The 17,830-nt window shown below is 62.8% G+C and carries 19 protein-coding genes; 17 read left to right on the top strand and 2 right to left on the bottom strand.

The features are described 5' to 3' along the window. Position 1 precedes the first annotated feature (1 nt). Genes lpxK through murB form a run of 5 tightly spaced genes read left to right on the top strand, consistent with a single transcriptional unit; the run spans position 2 to position 3,456 of the window. Complete coding sequence (lpxK, locus tag BLS08_RS20425) at positions 2-1,003, top strand: tetraacyldisaccharide 4'-kinase (protein WP_059391802.1); 1,002 nt, start codon at positions 2-4, stop codon at positions 1,001-1,003. Positions 1,004-1,025: 22 nt separating this feature from the next. After that, on the top strand, positions 1,026-1,211 hold the full coding sequence (locus BLS08_RS20420; RefSeq protein WP_003245207.1) for a Trm112 family protein: 186 nt from the start codon (positions 1,026-1,028) through the stop codon (positions 1,209-1,211). Next, positions 1,212-1,976, top strand: coding sequence for a 3-deoxy-manno-octulosonate cytidylyltransferase (kdsB, locus tag BLS08_RS20415; protein WP_017677617.1), 765 nt, complete (start codon positions 1,212-1,214; stop codon positions 1,974-1,976). Further along, positions 1,976-2,440 (top strand): low molecular weight protein-tyrosine-phosphatase, encoded by a 465-nt coding sequence (locus BLS08_RS20410; protein ID WP_017677616.1) that lies wholly within the window; start codon positions 1,976-1,978, stop codon positions 2,438-2,440. Before kdsB ends, BLS08_RS20410 begins: the two co-directional genes overlap by 1 nt. Further along, entirely contained in the window at positions 2,437-3,456 is a 1,020-nt protein-coding gene (murB, locus tag BLS08_RS20405; RefSeq protein WP_017677615.1) for a UDP-N-acetylmuramate dehydrogenase, read from the top strand. The genes BLS08_RS20410 and murB overlap by 4 nt, the downstream gene beginning before the upstream one ends. A gap of 128 nt (positions 3,457-3,584) precedes the next feature. Here murB and rne read toward each other — a convergent pair whose 3' ends face one another. Next, a complete protein-coding gene (gene rne / locus BLS08_RS20400) occupies positions 3,585-6,641 on the bottom strand; it encodes a ribonuclease E (RefSeq protein ID WP_026088632.1) in 3,057 nt (1,018 codons plus the stop codon). Positions 6,642-7,220: 579 nt separating this feature from the next. On the opposite strand from rne, the gene rluC reads away from it, so the two are divergent. Genes rluC through sppA form a run of 3 tightly spaced genes read left to right on the top strand, consistent with a single transcriptional unit; the run spans position 7,221 to position 9,829 of the window. Then, complete coding sequence (gene rluC, locus BLS08_RS20395) at positions 7,221-8,174, top strand: 23S rRNA pseudouridine(955/2504/2580) synthase RluC (protein ID WP_017677613.1); 954 nt, start codon at positions 7,221-7,223, stop codon at positions 8,172-8,174. Then, positions 8,167-8,862 carry an HAD-IA family hydrolase gene (locus tag BLS08_RS20390; protein WP_017677612.1) on the top strand — a complete coding sequence of 232 codons (696 nt, stop codon included), beginning with the start codon at positions 8,167-8,169 and terminating at the stop codon, positions 8,860-8,862. The genes rluC and BLS08_RS20390 overlap by 8 nt, the downstream gene beginning before the upstream one ends. Next, positions 8,852-9,829 (top strand): signal peptide peptidase SppA, encoded by a 978-nt coding sequence (gene sppA / locus BLS08_RS20385; RefSeq protein ID WP_017677611.1) that lies wholly within the window; start codon positions 8,852-8,854, stop codon positions 9,827-9,829. The genes BLS08_RS20390 and sppA overlap by 11 nt, the downstream gene beginning before the upstream one ends. Before the next feature lie 45 nt (positions 9,830-9,874). On the opposite strand, the gene BLS08_RS20380 is transcribed toward sppA, so the two are convergent. After that, positions 9,875-10,456, bottom strand: coding sequence for a Maf family protein (locus tag BLS08_RS20380; RefSeq protein WP_017677610.1), 582 nt, complete (start codon positions 10,454-10,456; stop codon positions 9,875-9,877). 110 nt (positions 10,457-10,566) lie between these two features. Between BLS08_RS20380 and BLS08_RS20375 the strand changes: the two genes are divergently transcribed. From BLS08_RS20375 to mltG, 9 genes are all read left to right on the top strand, one after another. Further along, positions 10,567-11,094 (top strand): YceD family protein, encoded by a 528-nt coding sequence (locus BLS08_RS20375; RefSeq protein ID WP_017677609.1) that lies wholly within the window; start codon positions 10,567-10,569, stop codon positions 11,092-11,094. 13 nt (positions 11,095-11,107) lie between these two features. Then, entirely contained in the window at positions 11,108-11,290 is a 183-nt protein-coding gene (rpmF, locus tag BLS08_RS20370; RefSeq protein ID WP_003245185.1) for a 50S ribosomal protein L32, read from the top strand. Positions 11,291-11,293: 3 nt separating this feature from the next. Next, complete coding sequence (gene plsX / locus BLS08_RS20365; RefSeq protein WP_026088631.1) at positions 11,294-12,304, top strand: phosphate acyltransferase PlsX; 1,011 nt, start codon at positions 11,294-11,296, stop codon at positions 12,302-12,304. A gap of 126 nt (positions 12,305-12,430) precedes the next feature. After that, positions 12,431-13,369 carry an ACP S-malonyltransferase gene (gene fabD / locus BLS08_RS20360; RefSeq protein ID WP_017677607.1) on the top strand — a complete coding sequence of 313 codons (939 nt, stop codon included), beginning with the start codon at positions 12,431-12,433 and terminating at the stop codon, positions 13,367-13,369. Positions 13,370-13,384: 15 nt separating this feature from the next. Next, positions 13,385-14,128 carry a 3-oxoacyl-ACP reductase FabG gene (gene fabG, locus BLS08_RS20355; protein ID WP_017677606.1) on the top strand — a complete coding sequence of 248 codons (744 nt, stop codon included), beginning with the start codon at positions 13,385-13,387 and terminating at the stop codon, positions 14,126-14,128. 228 nt (positions 14,129-14,356) lie between these two features. Continuing rightward, positions 14,357-14,593: an acyl carrier protein gene (gene acpP / locus BLS08_RS20350; protein ID WP_003245177.1), complete on the top strand. Its 237-nt coding sequence runs from the start codon at positions 14,357-14,359 to the stop codon at positions 14,591-14,593. A gap of 111 nt (positions 14,594-14,704) precedes the next feature. Next, positions 14,705-15,949: a beta-ketoacyl-ACP synthase II gene (gene fabF, locus BLS08_RS20345; RefSeq protein WP_026088630.1), complete on the top strand. Its 1,245-nt coding sequence runs from the start codon at positions 14,705-14,707 to the stop codon at positions 15,947-15,949. Beyond that, entirely contained in the window at positions 15,949-16,764 is an 816-nt protein-coding gene (gene pabC, locus BLS08_RS20340) for an aminodeoxychorismate lyase (RefSeq protein WP_017677604.1), read from the top strand. Before fabF ends, pabC begins: the two co-directional genes overlap by 1 nt. A gap of 3 nt (positions 16,765-16,767) precedes the next feature. Beyond that, positions 16,768-17,823, top strand: a complete 1,056-nt coding sequence (gene mltG / locus BLS08_RS20335) for an endolytic transglycosylase MltG (RefSeq protein WP_017677603.1) — start codon at positions 16,768-16,770, stop codon at positions 17,821-17,823. Positions 17,824-17,830: the final 7 nt, after the last annotated feature.

Genomic DNA, 17,830 nt, shown 5'->3' with positions numbered 1-17,830 from the left:
AGTGAGCGCTGCTGATCGCTTGCTCGAGGCCTGGTACCGCGGTCACCCGGCGCTGGCGCTGCTGCGCCCGCTGGAGTGGCTGTACCGTCGCGTGGTGCAGAGCAAGCGCACGCGTTTCCTGGCCGGCGAGGGTGATATCTATCGCGCCCCAGTGCCGGTGCTGGTGGTGGGCAACATCACCGTCGGCGGCACTGGCAAGACGCCGCTGATCCTCTTTCTCATCGAACACTGCCGCGCCCGTGGCCTCAAGGTCGGCGTGGTCAGTCGTGGCTATGGCGCCACGCCGCCGAGCCTGCCGTGGCGGGTGCGAGCCGATCAACCGGCCGCACAGGCCGGTGACGAACCGCTGCTGATCGTCCAGCGTACGGGCGTGCCCTTGATGATCGACCCGGATCGCAGTCGCGCCGTGCGTGCGCTGCTGGCCGAAGAAGCATTGGACCTGATCCTCTGCGACGATGGCCTGCAGCACTACCGCCTGGCGCGCGATCTGGAACTGGTGCTGATCGATGCCGCGCGCGGCCTGGGCAATCGCCGCTGCCTGCCGGCCGGACCACTGCGTGAGCCGGTCGAGCGCCTCGATGAGGTGGACGCGGTGCTGTTCAACGGCGCCGAGACCGATCGCGCCGACGGCTATGCCTTTCGCCTGCAGCCGACCGCGTTGGTCAATCTGCTCAGTGGTGAGCGCGTCGGCCTCGATCATCTGCCGCCTGGCCAGGCGGTGCATGCGGTGGCCGGTATCGGTAATCCGCAACGTTTCTTCAATACCCTCGAAGCGCTAAACTGGCGGCCGGTTCCGCACCCCTTCGCCGACCATGCCCAGTACGATGCCGCGCAGCTCAGTTTCGAGCCGTCGCTGCCCCTGCTGATGACGGAAAAGGATGCGGTGAAATGCCGGGCCTTCGCCGCCGCCGACTGGTGGTACCTGGCCGTCGATGCCGCGCCCACGCCGGCATTCGTCGACTGGCTGGATGGAGAGCTGGCCCGCCTCATACCGGGGTCCTGATGACCCCAGCAAGGATTCCACCATGGACCTTAAACTGCTCGACATTCTCGCCTGCCCGATCTGCAAGGGCCCGCTGCAGCTCTCCGAAGACAAGACCGAACTGATCAGCAAGGGCGCTGGCGTGGCCTACCCGATCCGCGACGGCATTCCGGTGATGCTGGAAAGCGAAGCGCGCACCCTGACCACCGACGAGCGTCTGGACAAGTAAATGAGCGCAGTCTTCACCGTCGTCATTCCTGCTCGTTATGCCTCCACCCGCCTGCCCGGCAAGCCGCTGCAGGACATCGCCGGCAAGCCCATGGTGCAGCACGTCTGGGAGCAGGCGAAGAAGAGTTCGGCCAGCCGCGTGGTGGTCGCCACCGACGATTCACGCATCGTCGAAGCCTGCCAGGCCTTCGGCGCCGAGGTGCTGCTGACCCGCGAGGATCACAACTCCGGCACCGACCGCCTGGCCGAAGTGGCCACCCAGCTCGGTTTGCCGGCCGACGCCATCGTGGTCAACGTGCAGGGCGACGAGCCGCTGATCCCGCCTGTGATCATTGATCAGGTGGCAGCCAACCTGGCGGCCAATCCGCAAGCCGGTATCGCCACCCTGGCCGAGCCCATCGAGGACGTCACCGCGCTGTTCAACCCCAATGTGGTCAAGGTGGTCGCCGACAAGAACGGCCTGGCCCTGACCTTCAGCCGCGCGCCGCTGGCCTGGGCGCGCGACGCCTTTGCCAAGAGCCGCGACGTGCTACCGGCCGGCGTGCCGTATCGCCGTCATATCGGCATCTACGCCTACCGCGCGGGTTTCCTGCATGACTTCGTCGCCTGGGGCCCGTGCTGGCTGGAAGACACCGAGTGCCTGGAGCAGTTGCGCGCGTTGTATAACGGCGTGCGCATCCATGTCGCCGATGCTCTCGAAGCACCGGCTGCCGGTGTGGATACCGCTGAAGACCTGGAGCGGGTGCGCCACCTGTTGGGGGCCTGATGAAGGTTCTGTTCGTCTGCCTGGGCAACATCTGCCGTTCGCCCACGGCCGAGGGCGTTCTTCGCCACAAGCTGCGTGCGGCGGGTCTGGATGATCGGGTGTTGGTGGATTCCGCCGGCACCGGCGACTGGCACGTCGGCAAGGCGCCGGACAGTCGCACGCGCCAGGCTGCGCTGCGCCGTGGCTATGATCTGTCCGCGCAGCGTGCGCGCCAGGTCGAGGCTGCCGATTTCCAGCGCTTCGACCTGATCCTGGCCATGGACCAGAGTAACCTGCGCAATCTCAAGGCGCTGCGTCCCGCCGATGCCCGTGCCGATCTCGATCTTTACCTGCGCCGATATGAGCTGGCGCTGGATGAGGTGCCCGATCCCTACTACGGCGGCGAGGATGGCTTCGAGCAGGTGCTGGACCTGATCGAGCAGGCCAGTAACGCGTTGCTGATCGAGATCAGGGGGCGCCTGTGAGTCTGAATCTGCAGAGCGACGTGTCGCTCAAGGCCTTCAACAGCTTTGGTGTCGATGTGCATGCACGGCGTTTCGCTGAAGCCCGCGATGATGACGATGTGCGCGAGGCGCTGAACCTGGCAAATCAGCAGGGCTTGCCGCTGCTGGTGATCGGCGGTGGCAGCAACCTGCTGCTGACCCGCGATGTCGAGGCGCTGGTGCTGCGCATGGCCAGCCGTGGTATTCGTATTCTGGAGGACGACGGCGAGCAGGTGCTGGTGGAGGCCGAAGCCGGTGAGCCCTGGCATCCGTTCGTGCAATGGAGCCTGGCGCAGGGCCTCAATGGCCTGGAAAACCTCAGCCTGATTCCCGGTACTGTGGGTGCCGCGCCGATGCAGAACATTGGCGCCTATGGTGTGGAGATCAAGGATCTGTTCGCCGGCCTGACCGCTCTGGATCGGCACACCGGCGAGCTGCGCGACTTCGCGCTGGAAGAATGCGCCTTCGCCTACCGCGACAGTCTGTTCAAGCGCGAAGCCGGGTGCTGGTTGATCCTGCGCGTGCGCTTCCGTCTGAGTCGCCTGGCTTCGCTGCGTCTGGATTATGGTCCGGTACGTCAGCGCCTGGCTGAGATGGGCATCGAGGCACCGACTGCAAGCGATGTCAGTCGAGCTATCTGCGCCATTCGCAGCGAGAAGCTGCCAGATCCCGCCGAGCTGGGTAACGCCGGCAGCTTCTTCAAGAATCCGGTGGTGCCATTCGAACTGGCCGAGCGCATTCGCGCCGAGCATGCCGATCTGGTCAGCTATCCGGCTGGAGCTGGCCTGGCCAAGCTGGCTGCCGGTTGGCTGATCGAGCGGGCAGGGTGGAAGGGGGCGCGTGAGGGCGATGCTGGCGTGCATCGTTTGCAGGCGCTGGTGCTGGTCAACTACGGCAACGCCACGGGCGCGCAACTGCTGCAGCTGGCGCAGCGTATCCAGGCCGATGTATTCGAGCGCTTCGGTGTTGAGCTGGAGATCGAGCCCAACGTGCTCTGATCTGTAGGCAGGGCGTGATCCGCTGCCTGCCGCTCCCGGATTGCATCCGGGCTACGCTTCTGCAGCGCCAGGCACGGAAATGAAAAAGGGGATGCCTAGGCATCCCCTTTTTACTTACCGCAGGAGGATCAAGCCTGAGGCTTGACCTCCTCCTTGTCGGCTTGCGTCTCTTCTTCCGGCTGCGCTTGCTCTACCGCTTCGCTCACGCTTTGCTCGCTGACGACAGAGGTGGCTTCGGCTTCAGCGACCGGCTCGACTACAGGAGCTGTTTCGACTACGGCGGCTTCGGCTTCTGCCGGGACGCTTACTTCAGCGACCGGAGCGGCGTCGACTGCTGGGGCAGCCTCTACAGCCGGGGCTGCAGCGGCGGCCTGTGCAGCTTCGCGCGCCAGGCGCTCAGCTTCACGCTGACGACGACGCACTTCGCGCGGGTCGTTCGGCGCACGGCCAGTGGCATTGGCCGGAACCGCTGCGGCAGCAGGTGCTTGCTCGACCGGTGCCGGAGCAGGCTCCTGGGCGACTTCGACAGTCGGCTCAGCTTGAGCGATCGGTTCGGCAGCGGGAGCTTCCACGACGACAGGGGCTTCGGCTGCGGCCGGTTCTGCCTCAACTGCTTTCTCTGCGACCGGAGCGGCTTCGACCACTTCACTCACAGCAGCCTCGGCTTGCGCCTCGACCGGTTGAACAGCTGGTGCTTCTTCAACCTGAACGTACGGTGCTTCGACGGCCGGTGCTTCGCTGACCGGAGCCTCGCTGGCAATGGCTTCGCTGCTGTCGACGCTTTCTGCAACCACGGCGGCGGCAGTACCCACGGCAACCGGGGTGACGGCCTGAGCGTCGTTACCGGCAGCTTCGCTGTTCTCGGCGCTCTCGATCAGGTTGCCATCGGCATCACGCTGACGTTCGCGACGATTGCTGCGACGACGCTGACCGCGGGAACGGCGACGCGGGCGCTCGCCATCGTTGCTGTCCTGCTCGTCGTCCTGCAGTTGCTCTTCGTTCGGCAGTGCTTCGTCCTGCAGGGCCTCGGTTTGCTCGGCACGCGGCTGACGCTCTTCACGCGGTTGACGCTGACGCTCCTGGCGTTCACCGCGCGGCTGGCGCTCGGCACGCTCTTCGCGTTGCTCGTTACCAGCATCGGCATCGAGTGGTTCACGCAGTTCACGCACGCGCTCTTCACGCGGGGCACGCTCTTCGCGCGGCTTGCGCTCACGGCGATTTTCCTGACCTTCGCGCGGCTCGCGTGGGGCGCGCTCTTCACGCGGTTGACGCTCTTCGCGAGGTTGGCGTTCTTCACGCGGTTCACGGGCCTGACGCTCTTCACGCGGGGCGCGCTCTTCGCGAGGCTTGCGCTCCTCGTCGCGGCGACCGCCGCGGTTGCGGCTCTGCTGACGACCGTTGCGACGCTCTTCGCGCGGCGGACGCTCGTTGCTCTTCTTCTCGACTACTGCAGGTTTGGCTTCTTCTTCCTTGCCGGCGAACAGGCTGACCAGAGACTTCACCAGGCCCTTGAACAGGCTCGGCTCAGTCGCTTTGGTCGGAGCCAGCGGTGCTTGCGGCTCGGCAGCGACCGGGGCGCTGCTGCGCGGTGCGGCCTTGATCGCGGCTTCCTGGCGAACCAGTGTGCGCGTGGCGGCGGCCGGCTGGGCGGCGGTTTCTTCGGTTTCCGCAGTGGCGGCGATTTCGTAGCTGGTCTGGCCGCTCAGGGCTTCCGGGTTGTCGTCACGCAGACGCTGCACTTCGAAATGCGGGGTTTCCAGATGATCGTTCGGCAGGATCACGATACGCGCACGGGTGCGCAGTTCGATCTTGGTGATCGAGTTGCGCTTCTCGTTGAGCAGGAAGGCGGCGACCGGGATCGGTACCTGAGCGCGGACTTCGGCGGTGCGATCCTTCAGCGCTTCTTCTTCGATCAGGCGCAGGATGGCCAGCGACAGGGATTCGACGTCACGGATGATGCCTTGGCCGTTGCAGCGTGGGCAGACGATGCCGCTGGTCTCGCCGAGGGACGGACGCAGGCGCTGACGGGACATTTCCAGCAGGCCGAAGCGCGAGATGCGGCCGACCTGAACGCGGGCGCGGTCGGCTTCCAGGGCTTCACGCACCTTCTCTTCGACGGCGCGCTGGTTCTTGGCCGGGGTCATGTCGATGAAGTCGATGACGATCAGACCGCCGATGTCGCGCAGACGCAGCTGGCGGGCGATTTCTTCGGCCGCCTCCAGGTTGGTCTGCAGCGCGGTTTCCTCGATGTCGCTGCCCTTGGTGGCGCGCGCCGAGTTGATGTCGATGGAAACCAGGGCCTCGGTCGGGTCGATGACGATGGAACCACCGGACGGCAGCTTCACTTCACGCTGGAAGGCGGTTTCGATCTGGCTTTCGATCTGGAAGCGGTTGAACAGCGGCACGCTGTCCTCGTACAGCTTGATCTTGCTGGCGTACTGCGGCATCACCTGCTGGATGAAGCTCAGCGCTTCTTCCTGGGCTTCGACGCTGTCGACCAGCACTTCGCCGATGTCCTGGCGCAGGTAGTCGCGGATGGCGCGGATGATGACGTTGGATTCCTGGTAGATCAGGAATGGGGCAGGGCGGCTGGTGGAGGCTTCTTTAATGGCGCTCCACAGTTGCAGCAGGTAGTCGAGGTCCCACTGCATTTCTTCGCTGGAGCGGCCCAGGCCGGCAGTGCGCACGATCAGGCCCATGTCGGCCGGAGCGTTGAGGCCATTCAGCGCTTCACGCAGTTCGTTGCGCTCTTCACCTTCGATGCGGCGGCTGATGCCGCCGGCACGCGGGTTGTTCGGCATCAGCACCAGGTAACGACCGGCCAGGCTGATGAAGGTGGTCAGGGCTGCGCCCTTGTTGCCGCGCTCTTCTTTCTCGACCTGGACGATGACTTCCTGGCCTTCCTTGAGCACGTCCTTAATGTTGACGCGGCCGCCTTCAGGGGCTTTGGAGAAGTATTCGCGGGAGATTTCTTTGAGGGGGAGGAAGCCGTGGCGTTCGGAGCCGAAGTCGACGAAAGCGGCTTCGAGGCTGGGTTCAACGCGGGTGATGCGGCCTTTGTAGATGTTGGCCTTTTTTTGTTCACGGGCGCCGGACTCGATGTCCAGGTCGTAGAGTTTTTGGCCATCTACCAGGGCAACACGCAACTCTTCAGGCTGAGTCGCGTTAATTAGCATTCTTTTCATGTGGTACCAATGGGTTCCGGGGCTAGCGGAAGCCACGTTAGGCACACACGACTCTCAGGGTCGGTGTCAGGCGCGTCAGAAACGGTCGTAAATCGTTCCACTGTCTAGCGACGGTCAGCCATTATCAGGCCGCGGTCGCGACGGACGTCTCCTGCTTGCTGTGGTGACAGAAAGCACTCAGTCAGGAAGAGGAATCAACTGGCGGTAGCGGACGAGATGAGGCGTCTTTGATCAAGCGATATGCTACGCAGTCCGACAGTTGTACATCTCCACCCTACACGTATCGCTGAAAATCGGGTGCCGCGCGCGGATTCCGCAGCGGTTGTCAGTTACCGCGACCGCCCGGTGGGCGAATCGCGCATCATACTCAAGGCTTTATTTCCGAAGTCTTCGTGGCCTTTTGCGGCCTTTCTAACCTGAAGAATCCGTCGGACGGCCTCACGTCCAAATACGTTTGCGCGGGCAGGGGATGGCAAGTTTGGCATTCATCCGCAAGCCAGGCCGCTTTTGGCGGCGTTCGCGACTATAGCAGCAATGATTAAGTGCTTCAATTCCATAAAAAATTGTTATGATTGCGCGATGACTACTCCTGCCTCTCCAACCTCCGGCGTTCAGCTGATCGAGGTTGCACCGGAACTCGCCGGCCAACGCATCGACAACTTCCTCAGGACACAGCTCAAGGGCGTGCCCAAGACCCTGATTTACCGCATTCTGCGCAAGGGTGAAGTGCGGGTTAACAAGGGGCGGATCAAGCCCGAGTACAAGCTCCAGGCTGGTGACGTGGTGCGTGTGCCGCCGCTGCGCCTGGCCGAGCGCGATGAGCCCGAGCCGCTGGCGCAGGGGCTGCTGCAGCGCCTCGAGGCCGCCATCGTTTATGAGGACAAGGCGCTGATCGTGCTGAACAAGCCGGCCGGTATCGCCGTGCATGGTGGCAGCGGCTTGAATTACGGCGTGATCGAGGCGTTTCGCCAGTTGCGTCCCGATGCCAAGGATCTGGAGTTGGTGCACCGCCTCGATCGCGATACGTCAGGCCTGCTGATGATCGCCAAGAAGCGCAGCATGCTGCGCCACCTGCACGAAGCGCTGCGCGGCGATGGCGTGGACAAGCGCTATATGGCGTTGGTGCGTGGCCACTGGGCGACCGCCAAGAAGCAGATCGCCGCGCCGCTGCTGAAAAGCAACCTGCGCTCCGGCGAGCGTATGGTCGAGGTGAATCCCGAGGGCAAGGAGGCGCTCACGGTATTTCGCGTGCTGCGCCGTTTCGGTGAGTTCGCCACGCTGGTTGAAGCCAGGCCGATCACTGGTCGTACCCATCAGATTCGTGTGCACGCCCAATATGCGGGTCATGGTATCGCCGGCGACAGCAAATACGGCGACGACGACTTCTCCCGCGAGATTCGCGAGCTGGGCGGTAAACGCCTGTTCCTGCATGCCTATGAGTTGCACGTGCCGCTGCCCGATGGTGGCGTGCTGAAGCTCGAGGCTCCGGTGGATGAGATGTGGGCGAAGACCCTGGAGCGTCTGAGTGCCTGATTATCAGCTACTGATTTTCGATTGGGACGGCACGCTGGTGGATTCCATCGGCCGTATCGTCGAGGCCATGCACCGTGCTGCCGATGTGGCGTGCGTGCCGCGTTGCACCGATGTCGCGGTGCGCGGGATCATTGGTTTGGAGCTGGGTGTGGCGATTCGCACGCTTTACCCGGAACTCGATGAGTCGCTGCGAATCGAAACCATCCGGCGTGCCTACAGCGAGCAGTATCTGGCGCTGGAAACCGAGCCGTCGCCACTGTTCGAGGGCGTGCGCGAGTCGCTCGAGGTCTTTCGTGATCAGGGTTATCGTCTTGCCGTGGCCACTGGCAAGGGGCGCAAGGGGTTGCATCGGGTGCTGGCTGACAAGGGTTGGCTGGATTACTTCGATATCACCCGTTGCGCTGACGAGACGGCGAGCAAGCCCGATCCGCTGATGCTGCATGAGATTCTTGCGCATTGCCGGGTGCAGCCCGAGCGCGCGCTGATGGTGGGGGATTCGACCTTCGACCTGCTGATGGCGCGCAATGCCGGGATGGATGCCGTGGCGGTAGGTTTCGGTGCGCAGCCGTTGTCGGTGCTGCGCGAGTGCTCGCCGCGTTTGGCGATCAATGAATTCAATGAGCTGCGTGCATGGCTGGAAGGCCGTCAGGCGCAGCGTCCTGCAGAGGTGAGTGAGCATGTCGGATGAGTGGAAGTCATCGTCTTCGTCGGGCGAGGATGCCAAAAGCTGGAAGTTGCTGGAGAAGGCACTGCTTTCCAGTGTTCAGGAGCAGCGTCGCTCGCGTCGCTGGGGCATCTTTTTCAAGCTGCTGACCTTTATCTATCTGTTCGGTGCGCTGGCGCTGGTGTTGCCGGTGCTCGACCTGAAAAAAGCCTCGACCACTGAGGCGCATACCGCGCTGATCGAAATTCGCGGCATGATCGCTGATCGTGAAGAAGCCAGTGCCGACAAGGTGGTGGGCAGTCTGCGCGCCGCCTTCGAGGACACCAATACCAAAGGCGTGATCCTGCGCATCAATAGCCCGGGCGGCAGCCCGGTGCAGTCCGGCTACATCTATGACGAGATCCGTCGTTTGCGCGGCGAATATCCGCAGACCAAGGTCTATGCGGTGATCAGTGATCTGGGTGCCTCCGGTGCCTACTACATTGCCAGTGCGGCTGATGAGATCTATGCCGACAAGGCCAGCCTGGTTGGCTCCATTGGTGTCACGGCGGCCAGTTTCGGCTTTGTTGAAACCATGCAGAAGCTTGGTGTGGAGCGCCGCGTTTATACCTCGGGCGAGCACAAGGCGTTTCTCGATCCGTTCCAGCCGCAGAAGGAAGAGGAAACTCGCTTCTGGAAAGGGGTGCTGGACACCACGCATCGCCAGTTCATCGAAAGCGTGAAGCAGGGGCGCGGTGAGCGTCTCAAGGCGGACGAGCATCCCGAACTGTTCTCGGGTTTGGTCTGGTCGGGTGAGCAGGCGCTGCAGTTGGGTTTGGTCGATGCGTTGGGTAGTGCCAGCTATGTGGCGCGCGAGGTGATTGGCCAGAAAGAGATGGTCGACTTCACTCAGCGTGATACGCCATTTGATCGCTTCGCCAAACGCCTGGGTACCAGTGTGGCGGATCGAATCGCGTTGTGGATGGGCTTTCAGGGGCCGACACTACGCTGATGTATACGAAGAAGGCCCGCGTAGCGGGCCTTCTTCATTGATGAATCAAGGAATCTCGACGCCTTCGTTCAGTAGCATGTCCACCAGGCGAATCAGTGGCAGGCCGATCAGGCTTGTAGCGTCCTCGCCTTCGGTGCTGCGGAACAGGCTGATGCCCAGTCCTTCGGACTTGAAGCTGCCGGCGCAATCGAAAGGTTGTTCTCGCTGCAGGTAGCGCAGAATCCTCTCGTCGCTCAGTGGGCGAAAGTGCACGGTGAAGGGCACGCATTCGACCTGGCATTTGCCGGTGTTCGAGTTGAGGAGTGCCAGGCCGGTGAGGAAGGTGACGCTGCTGCTACTGGCGGCGCGCAGCTGTTGCTGGGCTCTCGGCAGATCGTGGGGTTTGCCGAGTATTTGTCCATCGCCGAGTACGGCGACCTGGTCCGAGCCGATGATCAGATGCTCAGGATGGCTGGCGGCGAGGGCGCGGGTCTTTTCTTCGGCCAGGCGCTTGACCAGGTCGATGGCTGCTTCACCGGGCAGGCGGGTTTCGTCGATGCTCGGCGATTGCCAGGTAAAGGGCAGTTGCAGGCGTTCGAGCAGCTCGCGGCGGTAGGGTGAGCTGGAGGCGAGCAGCAGCGCGGGCATGTTCTCTTCCTTTATATAGGTGGGCGGGGAATTCTACTGATCGCTACCATTCGAAGACAGGCCGAATTTCCTTTGACAGCGGCAGGGTGCATCCCTAGAATGCTGCGCCTATGTTGAATGGGCCGATTCCACCTCACGTTGATCCGCGCAAGCTCGCCGACCGCGAAGCTACCCTCGAAGGGCAGCTCGAACTGGCCAGCCTGCCGCGTCTCTGCGACCCGCTATCCGATACGGTTGGCGCGGTGCAGGCGAAGTTTCATTTCGCCCGTGACGAGCAGAAAACTGTGGTTATCCGCAGTGAGCTCGAGGTTGAGGTCAAAATGGTCTGCCAGCGTTGTCTGGAGCTGGTCGCGCTACCCATCCGCAGCGAATGTGAATACGCCGTGGTTCGGGTTGGAGCGAACACTCAGTCCTTGCCTAAGGGCTACGACGTGCTGGAAGTGGGCGAAGAGCCGCTGGAGCTGCTTGGTCTGGTCGAGGAAGAGTTGCTTCTCGCCTTGCCCATCGTTCCTGCTCATGCCCCAGGTGATTGCCAGCAGCCGGACGGTCTCGATGAGCCCGAGCCAGGCGAGGACGAGGTATCGCGGTCCAACCCGTTCAGTGTATTGGCGCAGTTAAAGCGTGACCCAAACGTTTAGGAGTTAATGAATTATGGCTGTTCAGCAGAACAAAAAATCCCGTTCCGCCCGCGACATGCGTCGTTCGCACGACGCCCTCGAGGCCAGCACCCTGTCCGTAGAGAAGAGCACCGGTGAAGTTCACCTGCGCCACCACGTTTCTCCGGAAGGCGTGTACCGCGGTCGCAAAGTGATCGACAAGGGCGCTGACGAGTAATCCTTGTCTGCCTCGATCATCGCGATTGATGCAATGGGTGGGGACTTCGGTCCCCACTGCATTGTTCCGGCCTGCATTTCCGCGCTGGCCGAATTCCCCTCGCTGCATCTGGCCCTCGTCGGCCAAGCTCCCCTCATCGAAGAACAGCTCGCTCGCCAGTCCGGCGTCGATCGCTCACGCCTGCAGGTTCATCACGCCAGTGAAGTGATCACCATGGACGAGCGTCCGGCTCAGGCGCTGCGCGGTAAGCCCGATGCCTCGATGCGCGTGGCGCTGGAGCTGGTGCGCCAGCGCCAGGCGCATGCCTGCGTCAGTTCCGGCAATACCGGTGCGTTGATGGCGCTGTCGCGTTACGTGCTGAAGACGCTACCGGGCATCGATCGGCCGGCCATGGTTAGCCCGATTCCCACCGAGCGCGGTCACTGCTACCTGCTGGATCTGGGCGCCAACGTCGATTGCAGTGCCGAGCACCTCTATCAGTTCGCGATCATGGGCGCCGTGGCGGCCGAGACGCTGGGCGTGTCTCGGCCACGGGTCGCCTTGCTCAATGTCGGTACCGAAGACATCAAGGGCAATCAGCAGGTCAAGCTGGCGGCCAATATGCTGCAGCAGGCGCATGGGCTGAACTTCATCGGCTACATAGAGGGCGACGGCATGTATCGCGGCGAAGCCGATGTCGTGGTGTGCGACGGTTTCGTTGGCAATATCCTGCTCAAATCCAGCGAAGGCCTGGCCAAGATGATCACCGGGCGGGTCGAGAAGCTGTTCAGCGATGGGCTGTTTGCCCAGGCGATAGGTGCCCTGGCGATGCCGTTGTTGCGACGCCTGAAGGCTGATCTGGCGCCGGCGCGGCACAATGGTGCAAGTTTTCTCGGGCTGCAGGGCATCGTGGTCAAGAGCCATGGTGCGGCTGGCCAGGAAAGCTTTCAGAGCGCCATTCGCTGTGCGCTGCGCGAGGTGCAGGAGAATTTGCCGCAGCGACTGCATGGTCGCCTCGAGGACTTGTTGCTGTAAACTCGTCACGTTTTCAGGGCGTGACGTGCGGCGGAATGTGACCGCCGCACGCAGCCTGTCATCCAACTGTCAGTTTGCTGCGCCAGGCTCGCCTGGCGTTGGTTTTTCGACTCAAGGGACTTATTCATGTCTGCATCCCTCGCATTCGTCTTCCCCGGTCAAGGCTCGCAAGCCCTGACCATGCTTGCCGACCACGGTGCCCAGCAGAAGCTGGTGCTCGATACTTTCGGCGAAGCTTCCGAAGCGCTCGGCTACGACCTCTGGGCACTGACCCAGCAAGGCCCGGAAGAGCAGCTGAACCAGACCGACAAGACCCAGCCGGCCATTCTCACTGCTTCCATCGCCCTGTGGCGTCTGTGGCAGGCCGAGGGTGGTGCCAAGCCGGCTTTCGTTGCTGGTCACAGCCTGGGTGAATATTCCGCGCTGGTCGCTGCTGGCAGCATCGGTTTTGCCGATGCCGTGAAGCTGGTGGAGCGCCGCGGTCAATTGATGCAACAGGCCGTTCCTGCCGGGCAGGGTGGCATGGCCGCCATCCTCGGTCTGGAAGATGCCGACGTGCTGGCCGCCTGCGCCGAAGCGGCCCAGGGTGATGTGGTCAGTGCCGTGAATTTCAACGCCCCAGGCCAGGTGGTGATCGCCGGTAGCGCCGCTGCCGTCGAGCGCGCCATCGAAGCGTGCAAGGCCCGTGGCGCCAAGCGCGCCATGGCGCTGCCGGTCAGCGTACCGTCGCATTGCGCGCTGATGAAGCCGGCCGCCGAGCGTTTCGCCGAGTCGGTCGAGGCGCTGAGCTGGCAGGCACCACAAATCCCGCTGGTGCAGAACGTCAGCGCCGCCGTGGTGTCCGATCTGACCACCCTGAAGGCTGATCTGCTGGCGCAGCTGTACAGCCCGGTACGCTGGGTCGAGTCGATGGTGCGTCTGTCCGAACAGGGCGTGACCGATCTGATCGAATGCGGCCCTGGCAAGGTGCTGAGTGGCCTGAACAAGCGCTGCGTCAAAGGCATCAATACTCACAACCTGGATACCCCGGATGCTTTTGCTGCCGCTCGCGCAGCCCTGGCTTGAGCAAGGAGAACGAACATGAGTCTGCAAGGTAAAGTCGCACTGGTCACCGGCGCCAGCCGTGGTATCGGTCAGGCAATCGCTCTGGAACTGGGTCGTCAGGGCGCCATCGTCATCGGCACCGCGACCAGTGCCTCGGGTGCTGAGCGTATCGCCGAAACCCTCAAGGCCAATGGCGTCGAAGGCGCCGGTCTGGTGCTCGACGTGAGCAACGACGAATCGGTTGTCACCACCCTCGAACACATCCAGCAACATCTTGGTCAGCCGTTGATCCTGGTCAATAACGCCGGTATCACCCGTGACAATCTGATGCTGCGCATGAAGGACGACGAGTGGCATGACGTCATCAACACCAACCTGAATAGTCTCTACCGTCTGTCCAAGGCCGTACTGCGTGGCATGACCAAGGCGCGTTTCGGGCGCATCATCAACATCGGCTCCGTGGTCGGTGCGATGGGCAATGCCGGTCAGGTCAACTACGCTGCAGCCAAGGCTGGTCTGGAAGGTTTCAGCCGCGCGCTGGCACGTGAGGTTGGTTCGCGCGGTATCACGGTCAATTCGGTGGCCCCAGGTTTCATCGACACCGATATGACCCGTGAGCTGCCGGAAGGCCAGCGCGACGCGCTGCTGACGCAGATTCCGCTGGGCCGTTTGGGGCAGGCCGAAGAGATCGCCAAGGTAGTCGGTTTCCTGGCTTCCGATGGCGCAGGCTACGTCACTGGGGCTACTATTCCGGTGAACGGCGGTATGTACATGAGTTAAAAAGGGCGCCTCCGAATGCCCGGAGGCTCTCGAATGTGACGCGAGCCATCAGAAAACTGTCATAGTGGCTGTCTAAAATCCGTTATAAAGCTGCAACAGGTTTATAGACAGATCGTTGAAGTGTTCCTGGGGGCTCCCCGGCATTCAGCTTGAAATGCTAAAAACCCTTTCTATACACTTGGCCGCTACCAGCTGCCTGGATTTGTCCAATAGGAGTGAAAACAAGGTATGAGCACCATCGAAGAACGCGTCAAGAAAATCGTTGCTGAGCAACTTGGCGTCAAGGAAGAGGAAGTAACCAACAGCGCTTCCTTCGTTGAAGACCTGGGTGCCGACTCTCTTGACACCGTTGAGCTGGTGATGGCTCTCGAGGAAGAATTCGAGACCGAGATCCCGGACGAGCAAGCTGAGAAAATCACCACCGTTCAAGAAGCTATCGACTACGTGACTGCCCACGCGCAATAAGTCACCGTCAGCTTTCTGATCGAGAAAAGCCGCACTGCCCTCATCAGGCGTGCGGTTTTTCTTTACGTGCAGGGCGCATGTGGCGCCTGAGTAGAACAAGAGGAGATTGCTGTGTCGCGTAGACGCGTCGTGGTTACCGGTATGGGCATGCTGTCGCCACTGGGTAACGATGTGCCGAGCAGCTGGCAGGGCATTTTGGCCGGGCGCAGTGGCATCGGTCTGATCGAGCATATGGACCTGTCGGCCTACTCCACCCGTTTTGGCGGGTCGCTCAAGGGCTTCAATGTCGAGGAATATCTCTCCGCCAAGGAGGCGCGCAAGCTCGACCTGTTCATCCAGTACGGTCTCGCTGCCTGCTTCCAGGCCGTGCGTGATTCCGGGCTGGACATCACTGACGCCAATCGTGAGCGTATCGGTGTGGCCATGGGCTCCGGTATCGGCGGCCTGACCAATATCGAGAACAACTGCAAATCGTTGCACGAGCAAGGGCCGCGGCGCATTTCGCCGTTCTTCGTGCCTGGCTCGATCATCAACATGATTTCCGGCTTCCTGTCGATCCACCTGGGTCTGCAGGGGCCGAACTATGCCATTGCCACGGCGTGCACTACCGGCACGCACTGCATCGGCATGGCCGCGCGCAACATCGCCTATGGCGAAGCCGATGTGATGGTCGCCGGCGGCGCCGAGATGGCCGCCTGCGGTCTGGGCATGGGCGGCTTCGGTGCCGCGCGTGCGCTGTCGACGCGTAACGACGAGCCGACCAAGGCCAGCCGTCCGTGGGACAAGGGCCGTGACGGTTTCGTCCTCTCCGATGGCTCCGGCGCCCTGGTGCTGGAAGAGTTGGAACACGCCAAGGCGCGTGGCGCCACAATCTACGCCGAGCTGATTGGCTTTGGCATGAGTGGCGATGCCTTCCACATGACCTCGCCACCTGAAGATGGCGCCGGTGCGGCGCGCTGCATGGCAGCAGCCCTGCGTGATGCCGGTATCAATGCCGACCAGGTGCAGTACATCAACGCCCACGGCACGTCGACCTCGGCTGGCGACCTCGCCGAAGCCGCGGCAGTGAAGAGCGTGTTCGGTGATCATGCCTATAAGCTGGCGGTCAGCTCGACCAAGTCGATGACTGGCCACCTGCTTGGTGCCGCGGGTGCGGTGGAGGCGATCTTCAGCATCCTGGCGATCCGTGATCAGGTAGCGCCGCCGACCATCAACCTGGACGAGCCGGACGAAGGCTGCGACCTGGACTTCGTGCCGCATCAGGCCAAGGCCATGCCGATCGAAATCGCCCTGTCGAACTCCTTCGGCTTCGGCGGCACCAACGGCTCGCTGCTGTTCCGTCGGTACCACGGCTGATGCTGAGCTGGGTCAACGGCGCGCCCGGCGAGCAGTTGTCGGTTCGTGACCGTGGCCTGGCTTACGGCGATGGTCTGTTCGAGACCATCGCCGTGCGTGGCGGGCGCATCCCGCTGCTGGCGCGGCATATGGCGCGCCTGGCCGATGGTTGTCGGCGCCTGTCCATTCCCCTCGATCTGGTTCTCATTGAGCACGAGCTGCAGGCGTTCGCCGGGCAGCTGGGCGAGGGCGTGGCCAAGCTGATCGTCAGCCGTGGTGAGGGCCAGCGTGGCTACGCCCCGCCGCAACCCTGTCAGCCGCTGCGCATCCTGCAGGCGGCGCCGCTGCCGCAGTATCCCGCTGCGCATGCCGAGCAGGGCGTGCGTCTGTTTCCCTGTGAGACGCGTCTGGCCGAGCAACCGCTGCTGGCCGGGCTCAAGCACCTCAACCGCCTGGAGCAGGTGCTGGCTCGTGCCGAATGGCAGGATGCCGAGTGCGCCGAAGGCCTGATGCGCGACAGCAGTGGCCGGGTCATCGAGGGCGTGTACAGCAATCTGTTCCTGGTCATCGACGGCGGGTTGGTCAGTGCGCAGTTGTCACGTTGTGGTGTGGCCGGGGTGATGCGTGCGGAGATACTGCAGCAGGCGCAGTTGCTCGGGCTGTCTGTCGAGTTACGCGATGTTTCCTTCGACGAACTGCTGGATGCCGATGAAGTCTTTCTCTGCAACAGCCTTTACGGCATCTGGCCTGTACGGGCGCTGCAAGAGCGACACTGGTCGGTCGGGCCGCTCACCCGTAAACTGCAGGCCATCGTCTGCGACCTACTGAGTAAATAACTGGTGCTACGTAAGATCTTGGTGCTGCTTGAGTGCGGCGTGCTACTGGCTGCGCTGCTAGTCGTGGGTGCCGCCTGGCAGCAGCAGAGAGCGCTGGAGCAGCCTCTGCATCTGACTGAAGAAATGCTCCTGGAGGTGCCTTCCGGCGCCACGCCAAGCGGCCTGCTCAATCGCCTGGAGGCGGAGGGCGTGATCGACAACGCCTTCTGGTTGCGTCTGTACTGGCGCTTCAATCTGCGCGCGCCTGCCATGCACAGCGGCGAGTACCGCTTGCTGCCCGAATACAACGCCCGCGACATGCTCGGCCTGTGGCAGCGCGGTGAGGTGGTGCAGTACAGCCTGACCCTGGTCGAGGGCTGGAATTTCCGCCAGGTGCGCGCCGCTCTGGCTCGCCAGGAGCGTCTGGAGCAGCGCCTGGCCGATCTCAGCGATGCCCAGCTGATGGAGCGTCTTGGCCTGGCTGGGCAGAATCCGGAAGGGCGTTTCTTCCCCGATACCTATCGCTACGTGCGCGGCATGAGCGACGAGGACCTGCTCAAGCAGGCCAACGTCCGTCTTGAGAGCGTATTGGCCGAGGAGTGGCAGAAGCGCGCCGAGGGTTTGCCCTATCGCGAGCCTTACGACGCGTTGATCATGGCTTCGATGATCGAGAAGGAAACCGGTGTACCCGAAGAGCGCGGCGAGATTGCCGGCGTGTTCGTGCGCCGGCTGCGCATGGGCATGCGTCTGCAGACCGACCCCACCGTCATCTACGGTATGGGCGAGCGCTACAACGGCCGCATCACCCGCGCCGACCTGCGTACGCCAACGCCCTACAACACTTACACCATCGACGGCATGCCGCCGACGCCGATCGCCATGGTTGGCCGCGAGGCGATTCACGCGGCGCTCAACCCGCTTGATGGCACCACCCTGTATTTCGTCGCGCGAGGCGACGGTAGCCATGTGTTCTCCAACACCCTGGCCGAGCACAACCGCGCGGTGCGCGAATATCAGCTCAAGCGTCGCGCCGACTACCGCTCCAGCCCCGCGCCACGCGCGGCGGCCGAAACCGAATAAGGGCAAC

The organism is Ectopseudomonas chengduensis, from assembly GCF_900102635.1.
Classification (GTDB): Bacteria; Pseudomonadota; Gammaproteobacteria; order Pseudomonadales; family Pseudomonadaceae; genus Aquipseudomonas; species Aquipseudomonas chengduensis.
Note: the sequence above shows the minus strand (reverse complement) of the source record. Positions and strands in the feature narration are given on the sequence as shown.

Coding starts and splice junctions, on each gene's coding strand:
- BLS08_RS20420 (WP_003245207.1), top strand. CDS start 1,026: ATGGACCTTAAACTGCTCGACATTCTCGCCTGCCCGATCTGCAAGGGC.
- kdsB (WP_017677617.1), top strand. CDS start 1,212: ATGAGCGCAGTCTTCACCGTCGTCATTCCTGCTCGTTATGCCTCCACC.
- BLS08_RS20410 (WP_017677616.1), top strand. CDS start 1,976: ATGAAGGTTCTGTTCGTCTGCCTGGGCAACATCTGCCGTTCGCCCACG.
- rne (WP_026088632.1), bottom strand. CDS start 6,641: ATGAAAAGAATGCTAATTAACGCGACTCAGCCTGAAGAGTTGCGTGTT.
- rluC (WP_017677613.1), top strand. CDS start 7,221: ATGACTACTCCTGCCTCTCCAACCTCCGGCGTTCAGCTGATCGAGGTT.
- sppA (WP_017677611.1), top strand. CDS start 8,852: ATGTCGGATGAGTGGAAGTCATCGTCTTCGTCGGGCGAGGATGCCAAA.
- BLS08_RS20380 (WP_017677610.1), bottom strand. CDS start 10,456: ATGCCCGCGCTGCTGCTCGCCTCCAGCTCACCCTACCGCCGCGAGCTG.
- BLS08_RS20375 (WP_017677609.1), top strand. CDS start 10,567: ATGTTGAATGGGCCGATTCCACCTCACGTTGATCCGCGCAAGCTCGCC.
- rpmF (WP_003245185.1), top strand. CDS start 11,108: ATGGCTGTTCAGCAGAACAAAAAATCCCGTTCCGCCCGCGACATGCGT.
- fabD (WP_017677607.1), top strand. CDS start 12,431: ATGTCTGCATCCCTCGCATTCGTCTTCCCCGGTCAAGGCTCGCAAGCC.
- fabG (WP_017677606.1), top strand. CDS start 13,385: ATGAGTCTGCAAGGTAAAGTCGCACTGGTCACCGGCGCCAGCCGTGGT.
- acpP (WP_003245177.1), top strand. CDS start 14,357: ATGAGCACCATCGAAGAACGCGTCAAGAAAATCGTTGCTGAGCAACTT.
- pabC (WP_017677604.1), top strand. CDS start 15,949: ATGCTGAGCTGGGTCAACGGCGCGCCCGGCGAGCAGTTGTCGGTTCGT.